We start from the raw sequence: 14173 nt of genomic DNA, 5'->3' as shown, positions 1-14173 counted from the left end.
GAACTGAGCGCGCCCCGCCCGATCTCGCCACTACCCCAGGCGGGCCTCGATGGCGTCGATGATGCGCGGACGCAGTTCGGCGGCGCCGATGACCGCGTCCACCGAGCCGACCTCGACCGCACGGTGGATGTTGTGCACCCGGTCGAACTCCGCGGCCACTTCGCCGACCTTCTCCGCGCGTACCGCCGAGCGCAGCTCATCGAGCTCCGCGGCCAACGCTGCGCGTTCGGTGCCGGCCGAAGCCGCCACGCGGGCCTCCAGCTCCCGCACCCGCGGGTCGGTCGCCGTGCGGGCGTTGACGTCGGCCGTGAACACCACCGCGGCGGCCGGGGCGCCGCCGAGCACCGACGCGTACGAGCCTTCCAGCGCGAGCACGGTCATGGTGGGGTTCAGTGCCTTCGAGAACACCACGAACGCTCCGCCGTGGTAGCGCGAGATGACGCAGAAGACGATGGGCCCGCGGAAGTTGACGATGGCCCGGCCGATTTCGGCGCCGTACTCCAACTGCAGCTTGCGCATCGACTCCGGTGAGCCGTCGAAGCCCGACAGGTTGGCCAGCACCACCAGTGGCCGGTTGCCGCTGGCCGCGTTGATCGCCCGCGCGGCCTTCTTCGACGACATCGGGAACAGCGTGCCCGCCGTGTACGTGTCCGGGCCGTCGGTGGGCGGGAAGCCGCGCCGCGGCACCGACCGTGACTCGATACCGAGCAGACACACCGGGATGCCGCCGAGGTGGACGTCCTGCACGATCGAGGTCTCCGCGTCGGCCATGCCCGCCCAGCGTTCCAGCACCGGGTGGTCCTGGTCGGACAGCGCCCGCATCACCGTCCGGATGTCGAAAGGCTTCTTGCGGTCGGGGTTGGTCTCGGCGGAGAAGATCTCGCCGACGGTGCTGAAGGCGCTGCCCACCACGTCGTGCGGGAAGGCCGAAATGTCACGGTTCGCGGGGTCGGTGGTGACCGCCCGCCGCGGTGCGTCCTCACCGGGCGCGACGTACGTGTGGTCGTAGTGCGACATCAACACGTCCTGCGCGGCGGTCAGGTTCGGCGCCCAGTACTGCGCCTGCCCGTTCGGCCCCATCACCCGGTCGTAGCCGCCGATGCCGAAGTTGTCCTCGGCGGACACCCCGCCGGAGAAGTCGAGCGCCTGCTTGCCGGTGAGCACCATCGTCGAGTCCGGCGTCATCACCAGGATGCCCCTGGTGTGCATCAGCATCGTCGCCTCGGCGTTCCAGTACGGCTGCGCGCCGACGTTGATGCCCGCGACCACGATGTTGATCTCACCGCCGTCCTGGGTGAACTCGACAATCCGCTTGAGCGCGGCGGCCACCCAGTCCATGTTCTCCGTGCCCGTGGCCATGGAGATCCGGGCTCCGGAGGACAGCGACCACCACTCCAGCGGCACCCGCATCTGCTCGGCCAGGTCCAGCGCGGCGATCACGCGCCGGCACTCCGGCTCCGACAGGGCGCCCAACGACTTCGTCGGATCGCCCAGCAGCACCACCCGGGTGACGCCCTGCGGATGCCGCTCGGTCGGCGTGGTGACCACCCCGGCGACGATCGCGGCGCGGTTACGCCCCTTCGGCCGCTCCACCGGCACCAGCGCGTGGTCGTCGTCGAGGTCGTGTTCGACGAAGTCACCGAGCCGGTCGCTCAGCTCGTACGGGTACACGGTGTTGCGGCTGCTCGCGCGCAGCACCTTCAGCCGGTACTCGTCGAGCGGCTCGACCGGCTCGACGGGCGGTTCACCGACGACCAGCTCGGCGCCGCCCGCGGCGTCGAACGAGATCCGTACGGCGATCTTGGTCAGCTCGCCGGTCCGGCGGTCGCGCTGCCGCGCGATGAACAGGATCTCCTCCAGCCCGGCGCCCACGGTCGTCGGGCGTACGCGCCCGGCGATCATCTCCATCTCCTCGCGGGTGAGCTCGCTCGGCGGCCAGACGTAGACCACGATCCGGTTGGTGTTGAAGCGCGTCTTCGACGGCCGCCGCGACTGGGCACGGCGGATCGAGTCGAGGCAGGCGGCGATGGCGTCCTCGGTCGTCGGCAGCGCCACCAGGCGGCCGTCCTGCTCGCGAAGCTCGGTCAGGTCACGGACCTGCGCGAACGCGACGAGGCGCTCGTCCGCCCGGTTTTCCCGCGCCACGCACTGGAAGAGGTAGACCTCCTCGTCGGACGACGGCAGCCGGGTCAGGTCGAACTTGTGCAGCCGCTCCAGCTGCATCCGCTGCGCGATGTACGGGTGCAGGCCGCGGATCAGCCGGTCCTCGCTCAGCTGAGTGCCCGATGGCCGGAAGGTGAAGTGGTGGTGCATCACCGCGCCACCGCGACCCGCGACGGTGGCGGTGACCCGACGGACCTGGGGCGGCAGCGGGTGCGCGGCGATGACCTCGGCCAGCGCGGCCGCCATCGCGTCGAAGTCCTCCGGCTGGTTCTCCCAGCCGAGGTAGATGTCGGCGTCGACGGAGTCCTCGCCGCTGGCCAGCTCGGCCAGCCCGCGCAGTGCGCTGCCCAGTGCGCCGAAGCTCACGGCGGCGGAGACCACGCTCGAGTCGGCCCGCTCGGCGACCACGAACGTGCAGCCCGCGACCTCGTTGGTGCGCACGCTGGTGAGCGCCCTGTTGCCGTAGTACCGGCGGGTCAGCACCTCCAGCATGACCGCGTTGTCGAGGTGGTCGCGGACCAGCCGCTGGCCGAGCAGCCGGACCAGTGGTTCGGTGCTGCGTACCATCTCGGCGATGCGCTCGGCGCGGTCCGCCGCGTCCGGGTGGGCGTCCAGGTGCCGCAGGTGCCCACGGACCTCGGCGTAGACGCGGGCGCGGTTGCGGCGCAGCAGCGGCTGGGCGAACCAGGCGAACACCACGCCACGGGCGAGGTCGGCGACCGCGGGGAAGCGGACCTGCGTCGCGGCGATCAGCCGCTCCAGCGCGAGGCCGGCCGGCTCGCGCAGCGTCTCGTCCGGCGGGGTCTCCCGCAGCCACGCGCGCAGCAACGCCGCGACGACCGTGGCGTCGGCGGACGCGCGTTGCTGGGCGAGGAAGATCCGGAAAACGGCGGCTTCGAGGGCGGGGGACCGCTCCAGGTCGATGACGCCGTACCGGCTGAGCGCCTTGGCGAGCCTGGTCTGGAAGGCATCCGGCAGCCCGGCCCGCTCGACGTCGAGGCTCTGCAGGTAGGTGTGGAAGTATTCCCGGGCGCTGTGGGCGTGCGCTGCCCCGCCGTCCTCGCCCGTCGGCCGGTTGCGGCTCAGCTCGGCGAGGTCGGCGAACACCTCGATGAGGTCGAGCTCGGCGGCCAGTGGCCGCTGTCCGGCCTCGGTGGCAGCCCGGCGCGCGGTGAGGTAGCCGTCGAGCACCCGACGGTCATCGTGCGGGTCGACGTCGAAGCCGAGCAACAGACCGCGCAGGTCCTCCTGACCGCGCCTGCTGCGCTCGTACGCCGGGATGAGCTCGGCGGCGGTGGGCAGGTCCAGTTCGACGTTCGTCTCGGCGGCCGGGTCGTCCGCGGTCTCGTTGGCCTCGTCGGCGAGCGGCTCCAGCCGCAACAGCGGCGCACCCGCCTCCACCTGGCTGCCCACGGAGACGGCGCACTCCTTCAGCCGCGCCTTGAACGGCGCCCGCAGCACCGTCTCCATCTTCATCGCTTCCAGCACCAGCACCGGTGCACCCGCCTCGACCTCGGCGCCGACCTCCACCGGAGTGGCGACGACCAGCGCGGGCATCGGGGAGCGCAGGACGCCACCCTCGTCGCGGCTGACCCGGTGCGTCACGCCGTCCACCTCGACCAGATGGGTCGGCCCGTACGTGCCGGTGAGCAGGCGGTACCGGATGCCGTTGACGACGATCTGGCCGGTGTGCCGATCGAAGCGATCGAGATCGACGTCGGCGGTGCGCACGACGGCACCCGCCTCGATGCTGACGCGGAACCGGTGTGCGCCGACCCGCGCCACGCGCGTGCGGTAGTCGACGCCACGCAACTTGAGGTCCAACGGTCGGCCGCTGGCATGCTGCACCTGCGGGCGCCCGCCGGACGCCGTCGACAGCAGCCGCTGCCGCTCGACGCGCTCCTCCTCCTCGTACGCCTCGATGGCGGCGGCCGCCAGCGCGACCGCGGAGTGGCGGTGCGTGACGAGTCGGCCCTCGCCGCGGACGCGGTCGATCCAGCCGGTGTCCGCGCTGGCGTCAATCACCTCGGGCTGGTCGAGCAGATCGAGCACGAAGCTCTTGTTCGTCGCCCCGCCCTCGATGATCACCGTGGTGTTCGCCATCGCTCGACGAAGCTTGCCGAGCGCCTCGTCACGATCACGGCCGTACGCGATGATCTTCGCGATCATCGAGTCGAAGTCGGCCGGGATGGTGTCACCCTCGCTGACGCCGGTGTCCACCCGGATGCCCGGGCCGGTGGGGAGGTCCAGCCGCGCGATCCGGCCCGGCGACGGCGCGAAGTCGCGGTCGGGATCCTCGGCGTTCAGCCGGGCCTCGATGGCGTGCCCGCGCTCCATCGGCGGTTCACCGTCGAGCCGCCCGCCCGCTGCGACGTGCAGCTGCGCCTTGACCAGGTCGAACCCGGTGGTCAACTCGGTGATCGGGTGCTCGACCTGCAGGCGGGTGTTGACCTCGAGGAACGCGAACAGTTGATCGCCGGGGTGGTACAGGAACTCGACGGTCGCCGCCCCGCGGTAACCGACCGCCACGGCCAGCCGCTCGGCCGACGTCTTGAGCTCGGCGGCCTGTGCCGGGTTGAGCACCGGCGACGCCGACTCCTCGATGACCTTCTGGTTACGTCGCTGCACCGAGCAGTCGCGGACGCCGAGCGCCCACGCCGTGCCCTGCCCGTCGGCGATCACCTGGACCTCGACGTGTCGGGCCCCGGTGACCAGGCGTTCCAGGAACACGATGCCGCTGCCGAACGCGCGCGCCGCCTCCTGGCTGGTGCGCTCGTACGCGTCGACGAGTTCGGCCTCGTTCCTGATCACGCGGATGCCGCGCCCGCCGCCGCCCGCGGTCGCCTTCAGCATCAGCGGGTAGCCGACCTCGGCCGCCGAGGCCCTGGCGGCGTCCAGGGTTTCGACGGCGCCGCGGCTCCACGGCGCGACCGGTACGCCGACCTTCTCGGCGATCAGCTTCGAGCCGATCTTGTCGCCGAGTTGGCGCATGGCGTCCGCGCTCGGCCCGACGAAGGTGACGCCGATTTTCTCGCACAGCTCGGCGAACGCCGGGTCCTCGGCGACGAAACCCCAGCCGACCCAGGCGGCGTCGGCCCCGGTTTCGGTCAGGGCGCGCTCCAGCACCGCCAGATTGAGGTACGGGCGGGCCGATGCCGGGCCGAGATCGTAGGCGATGTCCGCTTCGCGGACGAAGGTGGCGGTGCGGTCGACGTCGGTGTAGAGAGCGACGGTCTCGATCTGGATGCCGGTCTCCGCGGCCAACTCGCGGACCGCGTGGATGAGCCGCATGGCGGCTTCACCACGGTTGACGATGGCGACACGGTTGAACACCCGACTGACCCCTTAGCTAGACCTCGACCTGCGTGCCGGGAGACGACGGCCCCCAGCAGTGATCACCTTTCCGTCTGGCGGCTGCCAGCGCTATGGCGCTACCACCGAACCAACCGTCCCTCAGTTGTAGGAAGTGCACAAAAGTTTTTGGCTATCGCGCGTGACGGCCGGATCCTGCCCGGTTATCGACGTCAACGCACCGGCGTCACCTACGCTTCAGCTCCTGCGTCCGAGTTGATAGACCACGACGGCTCTTGTATCGATACTGATCGAATGCAATGCTGTGGTTCGGTCGTGCTCGGGAGCCAGCGCGCACCGCATCTTCTTCGGTCCACGGGACGCACGAGGTGGTCAGGCCACCCGTGCCGGGCGGTCCTCGTCGGTGGCCGGAAACCCGAGCGCGGCACCGGCTACCACCTCGGTCAGCGGTGCCCGGTAACCACCGGAGGTACCGATGCTTCGCATGTTCCTCGCCGTCACGACCATGGCGCTGGCCGTCTGGGGCGGAACGAGCGGCACCACAGAGGCGACGCCCTCGACCACGCCAACGCCCTCGCCGTCACCGACGATGACCTGCCCGCCGGCTTTGCCGATCACCGCTGGCGTCGCCGGGGTCACCACCACGAGCGTGACCATCTCGTACGCGATCTTCTTCCGCCCGCCCTGCGGCTACGACCCGCCGATGACCGTCAGCCTCTTCGCCAGCCGCGAGGACGCCCAACAGTGGCGGGCGCCGGTGACCGTGGCTGTCTCCGGGCCGGAGCGCAACGGCTCGGTGACCATCGACCGGCTGACGCCCGACACGGAGTACTGGTATCGGTTCACCGACGTCGACGGCCGGCGGGATCCGTACGTGGTCTCGATGGTCCGGACCGCCCCGCTGACCGCGTGCCGCGCGACGGCCACGATCGACGCCCGCTGGGGCAACGGCTTCGTCGCCACGGTCACGGTCCGCAACACCGGGACGCAGCCACTGGACAGTTGGCGTGTCTCGTGGCGGTGGTCCGGTGACGAGCGCATCCAGTCGGTCTGGAGCGGCGTGGCCGAGACCGTCGGTATGGACGTCACGGTCCGCAACGTCTCGTACAACGGAACGCTGGTGCTGGACGGTGTGACGACGTTCGGTCTGCTCGTGACGACCAGCGCGGTGCCCGACGGGTTGACGATGTCCTGCGCCCGGTGAAACGACGTCGATCCCGCTCCCGCCGTCGCGGCGGGAGCGGGGCGGCGCCCTGCGGGTCAGGGTTTACGGGCCACGGCGCCGTAGGCGTCGATCCCGGTGGCGTCGGGCTCGTCCGGTCGCCACAGGGGGATCGGCACCAGGCCCGGCTCCACCATCGTCAGCCCGGAGAAACAACTGCCGAGGTTCGCCGGGCTGCGCAGAATGTATGGAACGCCGCCGCTCTGCGCCAGCCGGGCGGCACCGGAAACCACCGCCGGGCTGGTGTTGGTGCCGTCCCACAGCACCAGGTGACTGCCGGACGGCATCGCGTCCATCGTCGTTTCGACAATCGAGCGCACCACGGCCAGGTCGGGCTCGTAGCCCAGCACACCCATGTACATCACGGCGATGGGCTGGTCGAAGTCGAGCGTCTGCGCCGCCTCGGCGAGAATCTTCTCCGGGTCGTGGTAGTCGGCGGGCACGTAGGTGGTGACGCCCTCCGACGTCGTGCTGGCCAGCAGTGCCCGCGCGTGCACCAGCACCATCGGGTCGTTGTCCACGTAGACGATCCGCGAGTCGGGCGCGATCCCCTGGGCGACCGCATGCGTGTTCTGCATGGTGGGCAGGCCGGTGCCGATGTCGAGGAACTGCCGGATGCCCACCTCGGCGGCGAGGTAACGCACGGTCCGCACCAGGAACACGCGTGACTGCTGCGCCATGAGGACGATCTCCGGGTAGACGTCGGCGACCGCGTCGCCGGCGGCCCGGTCGGACTGGAAGTTGTCCTTGCCGCCCATCCAGTAGTTCCAGATCCGCGCCGCGTGCGGCACGTCGGGCTGAAGCTTCGCGGCGAGTTCGTCGTCCGGGCCGACCATGCCAGGCTCCTATCGAGGGGTCGACAGCTGGAGTTCACAACTGCGGTACGAACGGGATCGTACTCCGGCGACATCCACTGTCGACGCTCGGCGTCACGGCGCGCTTGCCGGGTCCCGGGGCGGCTGTCACCGTCGGAACACACCGTTCTGGTACGCCCACACGACGGTCTGTAGTCGGTCCCGTGCGCCGATCTTCGCCATGGCGCGTCCGAGGTGCGACTCGACCGTGCTGGTCTCGATGAAGAGCTGGTCGGCGATCTCGGCGTTGGACAGGCCCTGCGCGAGCAGCTCGACGATCTCGGTCTCCCGCGCGGTCAGTCGCTGCGCTATCGAACGGCGTTTCCGCAGAGCCACCCTGTGCTGGCCCTGCGGAAAAAGCCCGTGCTCACCTCGCCCCAGGTCACCAATACTGGGTCAGGCTGGTCGCCGTGTACATGTGAGCGTTGTTGGCGTTGTAGAAGGCCGCCCGCGTGTACGCGTAGCCACTGGCGCACGGTTTGTTCATGGCGATCTGGGGCGAGTGGTTGGGGACGATCGTCCACCAATAGGGGTTGGTGAAGGTCGCGCTGTTGCCGCACCACGCCACGATTTGGATGTTGGCTGTTCGCTCACCGGACGGAGTGGAGTTGAGGTAGAAGTCGCCGATGAGCGGATTCGTCGTGCCACTGCGAACACTGATGCAGACGTACGGGTTCGAGAAGGCCCCGTAGTTGCGGCAGCCGCCGCCCGAGTCGGCCGACGCCGGTACAGGCGCAAGTGCCGCAGCGGCGGTGGTCAGTACGATCGCGCCGACCCGTGCCAATTTGCCGAGCATTGATCCTCCCCTTGGGTTCTTCCGGCCAGTTCATCTACGCCGGCTCTACCTGAGAGGTTGGCGCGGCGAACTGACCAAATCCTTACCAAGCCAGGGCGGCCCGGCGCGCTCAGGCCGAATTGGGCGGTGCGTGGTGACCAGCCCCCGCGAGGGCGGCGGCGGGATACTCGGCGTCGCCGCTACCGATTTCGGTCATCAACGCGTGGGACTCCTGCCAGCAGCCAACCGCCTCCTCCCTGGCGCCGAGGCCGTCGAGACCCACGCCGAGCCAGTAGAGCCCACGAGCGGTACTGAGATGATCTCCGAGGTGTCTCATCGCCACCGCTGCCCTGGCGTGCCGAACCGTGGCCGGGTACCGCGCGAGGTTCGCGTTCTGGTGGGCGAGGTGTATCTCGAGTGGTGGAATCTGCTGCCGGATGTCGTGGTCGACGGCGATCCTCAGCGCCTCTTCGAGCAGGGCGAGCGACTCCTGCGCCCTGCCCTGCTCGGTGTAGAGCCACCCAAGATTGCTGAGGCAGACGCACAGGATGAACTCGTCGTCCAGCTGCCGGGCACCAGCTGTCGCCAGCTGCAAGTGCTTCTCGGATTCGGCCCAGTCGCCCTTCTGACCGTAGGCGTTTCCGATGTTCATTCGGCTGACGACCTCGTCGCGGGGAGAACTCTGCTCCAGGTTGACCTGCGCCGCATTTTCCATCCAACGAATCGCCTGGTCGAAATCACGCCCCAACGCGTAAGCCACACCGAGCCCGTTCGCCATGAGCCGCTCACCGTCCGGCCGGCCGTCGAGGCGAGCCGCGACCACCCCCAGTTCGTGGGTCTCGCGCAGCGTCGTCAGCGCATGTCTTCGCACGAGGAAGCTGTACTGGCAATCGGCGAGCTGCCAGGTCTCCCGGGCCAGCCCGAGGGCATCGCTGATTCGGACCAGCGCCACCAGGTTGCCGCCCTCCACCTGGAACCAGGCACTGGCAGCGTCCAGGGAGTCGAATCGGGGTGCCTCCGCGAGTGGATGCGCGATGCGCATGGGCACTGATGCGCGGAGGCGGTGGAACACGGCTTGGGCGGCCACGCCCTGCTGGACATACGCGTCGGCGAGGCGTCCCACCGCCAGGTGGCGATCCTGCTCGGATTCTTCGAGCTCGGCTCGCTCCCCGCCGTACAGCCGGAGAAGATCGTGCATCTGGTAGCAGCCTGTGCCGTCGTCGTCGAGGAGGTGTCGGTCCACCAGGTCCGCGATCGACTCTCGCGTCTGGGCTGCGGGCCGGCCCGCGAGGACCGCCACGGCCGCAGCCGACAGTGCTGTGTTCGGCACGAGGCCCAACAGCCGGAACACGCGTGCCGAGGCCGCCGGCAGTGCGCGGTAGGACACCGCGAAGACGCCCCGGACCGCGGTGTCACCCTCGACGGCGAGGCCGGACAGCCGCTCCCGGGCGTTGGCGAGTTCCAGCAGCAGATCCTGGACGGTCAGGCGTTCGTCCACGACGATCCGTGCGGCGGCGACGCGCAGGGCCAGCGGCAGGTTTCCGCAGAGCGCCGCCAGCTGGAAGATCTGATCCTGGCCCGCCGATGCCGCACGATCCGTGCCGATCATCGTCGCGACCAGGTGGTTCGCCTCGTCGTCGGACAGCAGACCCAGCCGTAGGCTCTGCGCCCCTTCGTGGGCCACCAGCCCGTCGAGGCGGTTGCGGCTGGTGATGACGGTCAGGCAGTGCGCCGACGCCGGAAGTAGTGGACGCACCTGCTCGGAGGAGACGGCGTTGTCGAGCAGGACCAGCACCTTGCGGTTCGCGAGCGTCGACCGGTACAGGGCCGATGCCTCGTCGACGTCGAGGGGTATTCGCTCCGGTGGCACGTTCAGCGCTCTCAACAGCTGGCCAAGCGCGTCGATCGGACGGGTCGGCGAGTCGGGTCCGTGGCCGCGGAGATTCACGAACACCTGGCCGTCGGGATAGTGCGAGGCAACACGATGCGCCCAGTGCACCGCCAGCGCCGTCTTGCCGATTCCGCCGATTCCGCCGATCGTGCAGACCGCTGTGACGCCCGAGGACGCGCCGTCGCCACTGACGACGTCGTCCAGGGCCGCGAGATCCCCAACGCGGCCCACGAAGCCCGGGACGTCGCGCGGAAGGTGCCTCGGCGGGACGGCGGCTGTGTCAGCACTGGTGGGCGCGGGCAACGCGAGATCCGGGTTGTCGGCGAGAATCCGTTGGTGCAGGCGCTGTAGATCGTGGCCGGGCTCGACACCGAACTCCTCGACCAGCGCTCGGCGCGCGTTGCGATAGACCCCCAGGGCTTCGGTGCGCCTGCCGGCCCGAGTCAGCGCCAGCATGAACAGCTCGATCCCGTGTTCCCTGGTCGGGAACTCCCGCACCAGATCGGCCAGCAGCCCCACCACCCGGGCATGCTCACCCGCCGCCAGTTCGGCTTCCACCCGCCGCTCGAACGCGGCGAGCCGTCGCTCCTCCAGACCGCGCCCGAGCCGTCGGCGCAGATCCTCATCCCCGACGCCGGCCAGCAGCGGGCCGCGCCACAGCTCGAGGGCCGACGCCAGGGCCTGCGCACGGGCCGCTGGCTCGGCGATCGTGCGTGTCCGGTCCACCTCTGCCGTGAACCGGTGCAGGTCGACCGTCGCAGGGTCCACGTCGATCAGGTAACCCGCGCTTCGCGTGACGATGCGCACCCCGTACGGCGCGAGCCGCCGCCGCAGTCGTGCCACGTAGGTATGGAGGGTCGCGCGACGCTCCGCCGCGTCGACGTCACTCCAGAGTAACTCGATCAGACGCGACGCCAGGATCACCCGGCCGGGCTCCAGCAGCAGCAACCCCAGTAGACAGCGCTCCTGTCGTCGACCCAGCTCGACCGGGCTGCCCCGGTGGCTGGCCGCGACATCCCCGAGCACCTGAAACTCCACAAGGCGCAGCGTAACGGGTATCGATGTTCCTCCACGGCTGCGCCAAAGCCTGTCCACCACCCGGATGAGGGGTGCATCTGGACCGACCTGCGCGCCCGCAGCGTCCGTGATACCTGGCCGCCGACGCCGCCCGGCTGGGCCGAGCGTCCGGGTCGACGAGGACGACCAGGTCGAACTCGAGCCCCTTGGCCTGCTCGGGGCTCGGCGACCGGACGCGGGACGTCGACGGGAACGTCGGGTCGCCGATCACGCAGGCGATCCCGTCGGCGTGCGCGGCGAGCCAGGTGTCGAGGATCGAGCCCAGATCAGAAGCCGACCCGTGTACGACGGGCAGCCCGATGCTGCGGATGGAGGTCGGCACGTTGGCGTCCGGGAGCGCGGCCCGGATGTTGATGGTCAGGGAGGTCTGCGTGATCTGGTCGAGCCCGATCCGCTTGAGGCGTTCCTGCCACGACTCCGTGAACCCGTACCGGGCGGCTGGCGTACTGAGGTCACCTCGCCCAGGTGCCCGGACGCAGCGACGCACCTGGTGTCGGATGGGGGTTAGTCCTTGCTGCTTCGCTCCGCGAAGCGGCCCTAATCGGGAGGAAGTAGGTCTACTTCCGAGTTAGGCACCCCCGCGTCGCCGCCTTTGCTCTGCTTCAACCCACGCAACACCAGGCGTCCGATATCCGGACACCGGGTGTTGCCTCCGTTGAGGCAGAGCAAAGGCACCCGAACACCCTCGCCACCGGCCGACGACGACGCACACGAACTGTCAAGCCAAGGGTTTGATGGAGACGGGTCCAGCGATACCGGCGGCGGCTTGCATGTCGGCAGATTCAGACCTCGGCCGACGATTTTGCGGCACGACTGGGGTCTTGTCGCAAGCCCCCAGTGACTTTCGTTGGCCACCCGACGTGGTGCCGTGACGCCCGGTCCGGAGTGGTTACGGTGCGTCGACGACCTCGCGGCCGAGGGGCCAGAACGCGGCCGGGACGAGCTTGAAGTTGGCGATACCGAACGGAATCCCGATGATCGTGACGCAGAGGGTGATGCCGGCGACGATGTGCGACAGCGCGAGCCACCAGCCCGCCAGCACCACCCAGAGGATGTTCGCGAACCCGGAGGCGATGCCCGCGCCGGGCTTCGGCACCAGGGTGCGGCCGAAGGGCCACAGCGAATAGACGGCGAGGCGTAGCGACGCCACGCCGAACGGGATGGTGACGATCAGGGCGAAGCAGATCAGCGCGGCGACGCCGTAGCCGACCGCCAGCACGATGCCACCGCCGAAGATGAGCCACAGCACATTCAGTACGAGTCGAATCACCACTCCAGCATGAGCGATGCTCGCCACCCCGGCCACACCGCCCGGGCGGGTGGCCCGTCTGGCGCGCCTGCCCGCAGGTCTGGCCCTGTGGAATCGGGGTTGCTCGGTGGAAGACCTGAGACGGAACCCAGGGCCAGGCGAGGGAAGTTCCCGGAGGCCGGGTGGGCACCGACGGTCAGATGATGGCTGGCATGAAACGCGCTGCGCTCTATGTGATCGCCGGGCCGGTCGGCATCGCGGTCTACGGCCTCGTCCGTCTGTGGGCAAGATCTGACGGGGTGTACGGCCCGGGGTTCGACTGGCAGGCCGCGCACCTGGTCGCCCTCGCCGGCATGGTGTTCTTCGTTCCGGGAGTCCTCGCGCTGTCCCGCCTGCTGCCACGCAGCCGCTGGCGCACCGGGGTGGTGGCCTTCACGTTGGTGGGGCTCGCCGCGACGGTGGTGCAGTTCGTCGCCGACATCGTGGAAGGGCTTCTGGCCGCGGACCGGGCGGAGATGTCGGCGCTCGGCGCGGACTTCAAGGACATCCCCGGCGTCGAGGTGGCCTTCTACGACGTCGTACCCCAGTTCTTCTTCCTCGGTCTGGTCGTTCTCGCGGGCATGCTCGCCGCCAAGCGGCGGCTGCCGTGGTGGAGCGTTCCGCTGCTGCTTGCCGGCATCGTCCTGCCGGCGGTCACCCTCGACCTGCTCCCGATCGGCGGCCTGTGCATGCTGGCGGCACTCGCGCCGGCGCTGCCGATCCTGCGGCAGCAGCGTGAGCGGGTCGAGCCGCCCCTGACCGTCCACTGAGATGTGAGATCGGCTCCGGCCGGGGTAGGGCCGGTCAGTTCGGCAGCCCGGTGCAGGCGGCCCCGTCGATGGTGCACGCCTCGGGAGCGGAACCGGCCAGCGAACCGTTGACCCGGAACGTCACCCGGACCGAAGCGTTACCGGGCACCTGACCGGCGCTTCCGTCCGGTACGAACGTCCACACCGCACCGTCTTGGCTGGCCCGTGCGCCCTCGACCGCGCTGACGCGCAGCGACTCCCGGGACAGGGTGACGACAAGTGTCCACTGCGGCGCCGACACCGGCCCGAGATTACTGATCGTCACGGCCGCGCCATAACTGAGCAGGGCGTTGTCCGTGATGGCGAAGTCGGCGTTCAGGGCAGCCGGGCTGGTCGAAGCCGTCGAACCGGCCGGTGTGGGCCTGGCCGACGCCCCGACGGTCGGTGGGACCGAGGTGGCTGGCGGGGGAGCGGGCACCGCCGAGCTGACGACCGCCGGTTGCGCCTGCGCCCGAGGAGTGCCGGCCGGTGGCGTGCCCACCTGCTCGGCGGACGATGGCGGGTCGAGGGCCACCGGTGTCAGCTTCTCCGGCGTACGCAGCACCCCGACGACGGAGACGGCTGTCGCGACCAGCACCCCGAGCGCTGCGATGACGGCCACCCAGGTGGCCCGCGAGACGTCGTCCCGACCGGTGAGCACCCGCCGTGCGGCCGTGCCGAAAGCCACGATCCGGTCCAGCAGAATGATCGCCACGGTACGGTGTGGCTGGGGTGGTGTTGCCGGCACTGCCTGTCTCCCCTTCAGTTCGTCGCCGGGCGCGTGCCCGCGATCCGTCCGGGTC

Annotated in this window: 10 protein-coding genes; 2 read left to right on the top strand and 8 right to left on the bottom strand. The window is 69.9% G+C overall.

The genetic code is table 11. The annotated features are described in order from the left end of the window. Window positions 1–30 precede the first annotated feature (30 nt). Both OG811_RS29835 and OG811_RS29830 read right to left on the bottom strand, forming a co-directional pair. Window positions 31–5496, bottom strand: a complete 5466-nt coding sequence (locus OG811_RS29835) for a carboxyl transferase domain-containing protein (protein WP_406070498.1) — start codon at window positions 5494–5496, stop codon at window positions 31–33. A gap of 351 nt (window positions 5497–5847) precedes the next feature. Further along, entirely contained in the window at window positions 5848–6132 is a 285-nt protein-coding gene (locus OG811_RS29830; protein ID WP_406070496.1) for a hypothetical protein, read from the bottom strand. On the opposite strand from OG811_RS29830, the gene OG811_RS29825 reads away from it, so the two are divergent. Next, window positions 6125–6679, top strand: coding sequence for a cellulose binding domain-containing protein (locus OG811_RS29825; protein WP_406070495.1), 555 nt, complete (start codon window positions 6125–6127; stop codon window positions 6677–6679). The two genes, OG811_RS29830 and OG811_RS29825, sit on opposite strands and share 8 nt — an antisense overlap. A 56-nt stretch (window positions 6680–6735) precedes the next feature. On the opposite strand, the gene OG811_RS29820 is transcribed toward OG811_RS29825, so the two are convergent. The 5 genes from OG811_RS29820 to OG811_RS29800 all read right to left on the bottom strand — a co-directional run bounded on the left by OG811_RS29820 (window position 6736) and on the right by OG811_RS29800 (window position 12564). Next, window positions 6736–7533: an SAM-dependent methyltransferase gene (locus OG811_RS29820; RefSeq protein WP_406070493.1), complete on the bottom strand. Its 798-nt coding sequence runs from the start codon at window positions 7531–7533 to the stop codon at window positions 6736–6738. 126 nt (window positions 7534–7659) lie between these two features. Next, window positions 7660–7887, bottom strand: a complete 228-nt coding sequence (locus OG811_RS29815; RefSeq protein WP_406070491.1) for a response regulator transcription factor — start codon at window positions 7885–7887, stop codon at window positions 7660–7662. 46 nt (window positions 7888–7933) lie between these two features. Beyond that, entirely contained in the window at window positions 7934–8347 is a 414-nt protein-coding gene (locus OG811_RS29810; RefSeq protein ID WP_406070489.1) for a hypothetical protein, read from the bottom strand. 109 nt (window positions 8348–8456) lie between these two features. Continuing rightward, the gene (locus OG811_RS29805; RefSeq protein WP_406075978.1) at window positions 8457–11243 is read right to left on the bottom strand and encodes a BTAD domain-containing putative transcriptional regulator; all 2787 of its coding nucleotides are present in this window, start codon (window positions 11241–11243) and stop codon (window positions 8457–8459) included. Window positions 11244–12183: 940 nt separating this feature from the next. After that, on the bottom strand, window positions 12184–12564 hold the full coding sequence (locus OG811_RS29800) for a YccF domain-containing protein (RefSeq protein ID WP_406070488.1): 381 nt from the start codon (window positions 12562–12564) through the stop codon (window positions 12184–12186). Window positions 12565–12755: 191 nt separating this feature from the next. On the opposite strand from OG811_RS29800, the gene OG811_RS29795 reads away from it, so the two are divergent. Beyond that, window positions 12756–13352 (top strand): hypothetical protein, encoded by a 597-nt coding sequence (locus OG811_RS29795; RefSeq protein WP_406070487.1) that lies wholly within the window; start codon window positions 12756–12758, stop codon window positions 13350–13352. Window positions 13353–13386: 34 nt separating this feature from the next. On the opposite strand, the gene OG811_RS29790 is transcribed toward OG811_RS29795, so the two are convergent. After that, entirely contained in the window at window positions 13387–14085 is a 699-nt protein-coding gene (locus tag OG811_RS29790) for a cellulose binding domain-containing protein (protein ID WP_406070486.1), read from the bottom strand. Window positions 14086–14173 lie beyond the last annotated feature (88 nt).

The sequence above is a fragment of the Micromonospora sp. NBC_01638 genome (genome assembly GCF_045209745.1).
Classification (GTDB): Bacteria; Actinomycetota; Actinomycetes; order Mycobacteriales; family Micromonosporaceae; genus Micromonospora.
Note: the sequence above shows the minus strand (reverse complement) of the source record. Positions and strands in the feature narration are given on the sequence as shown.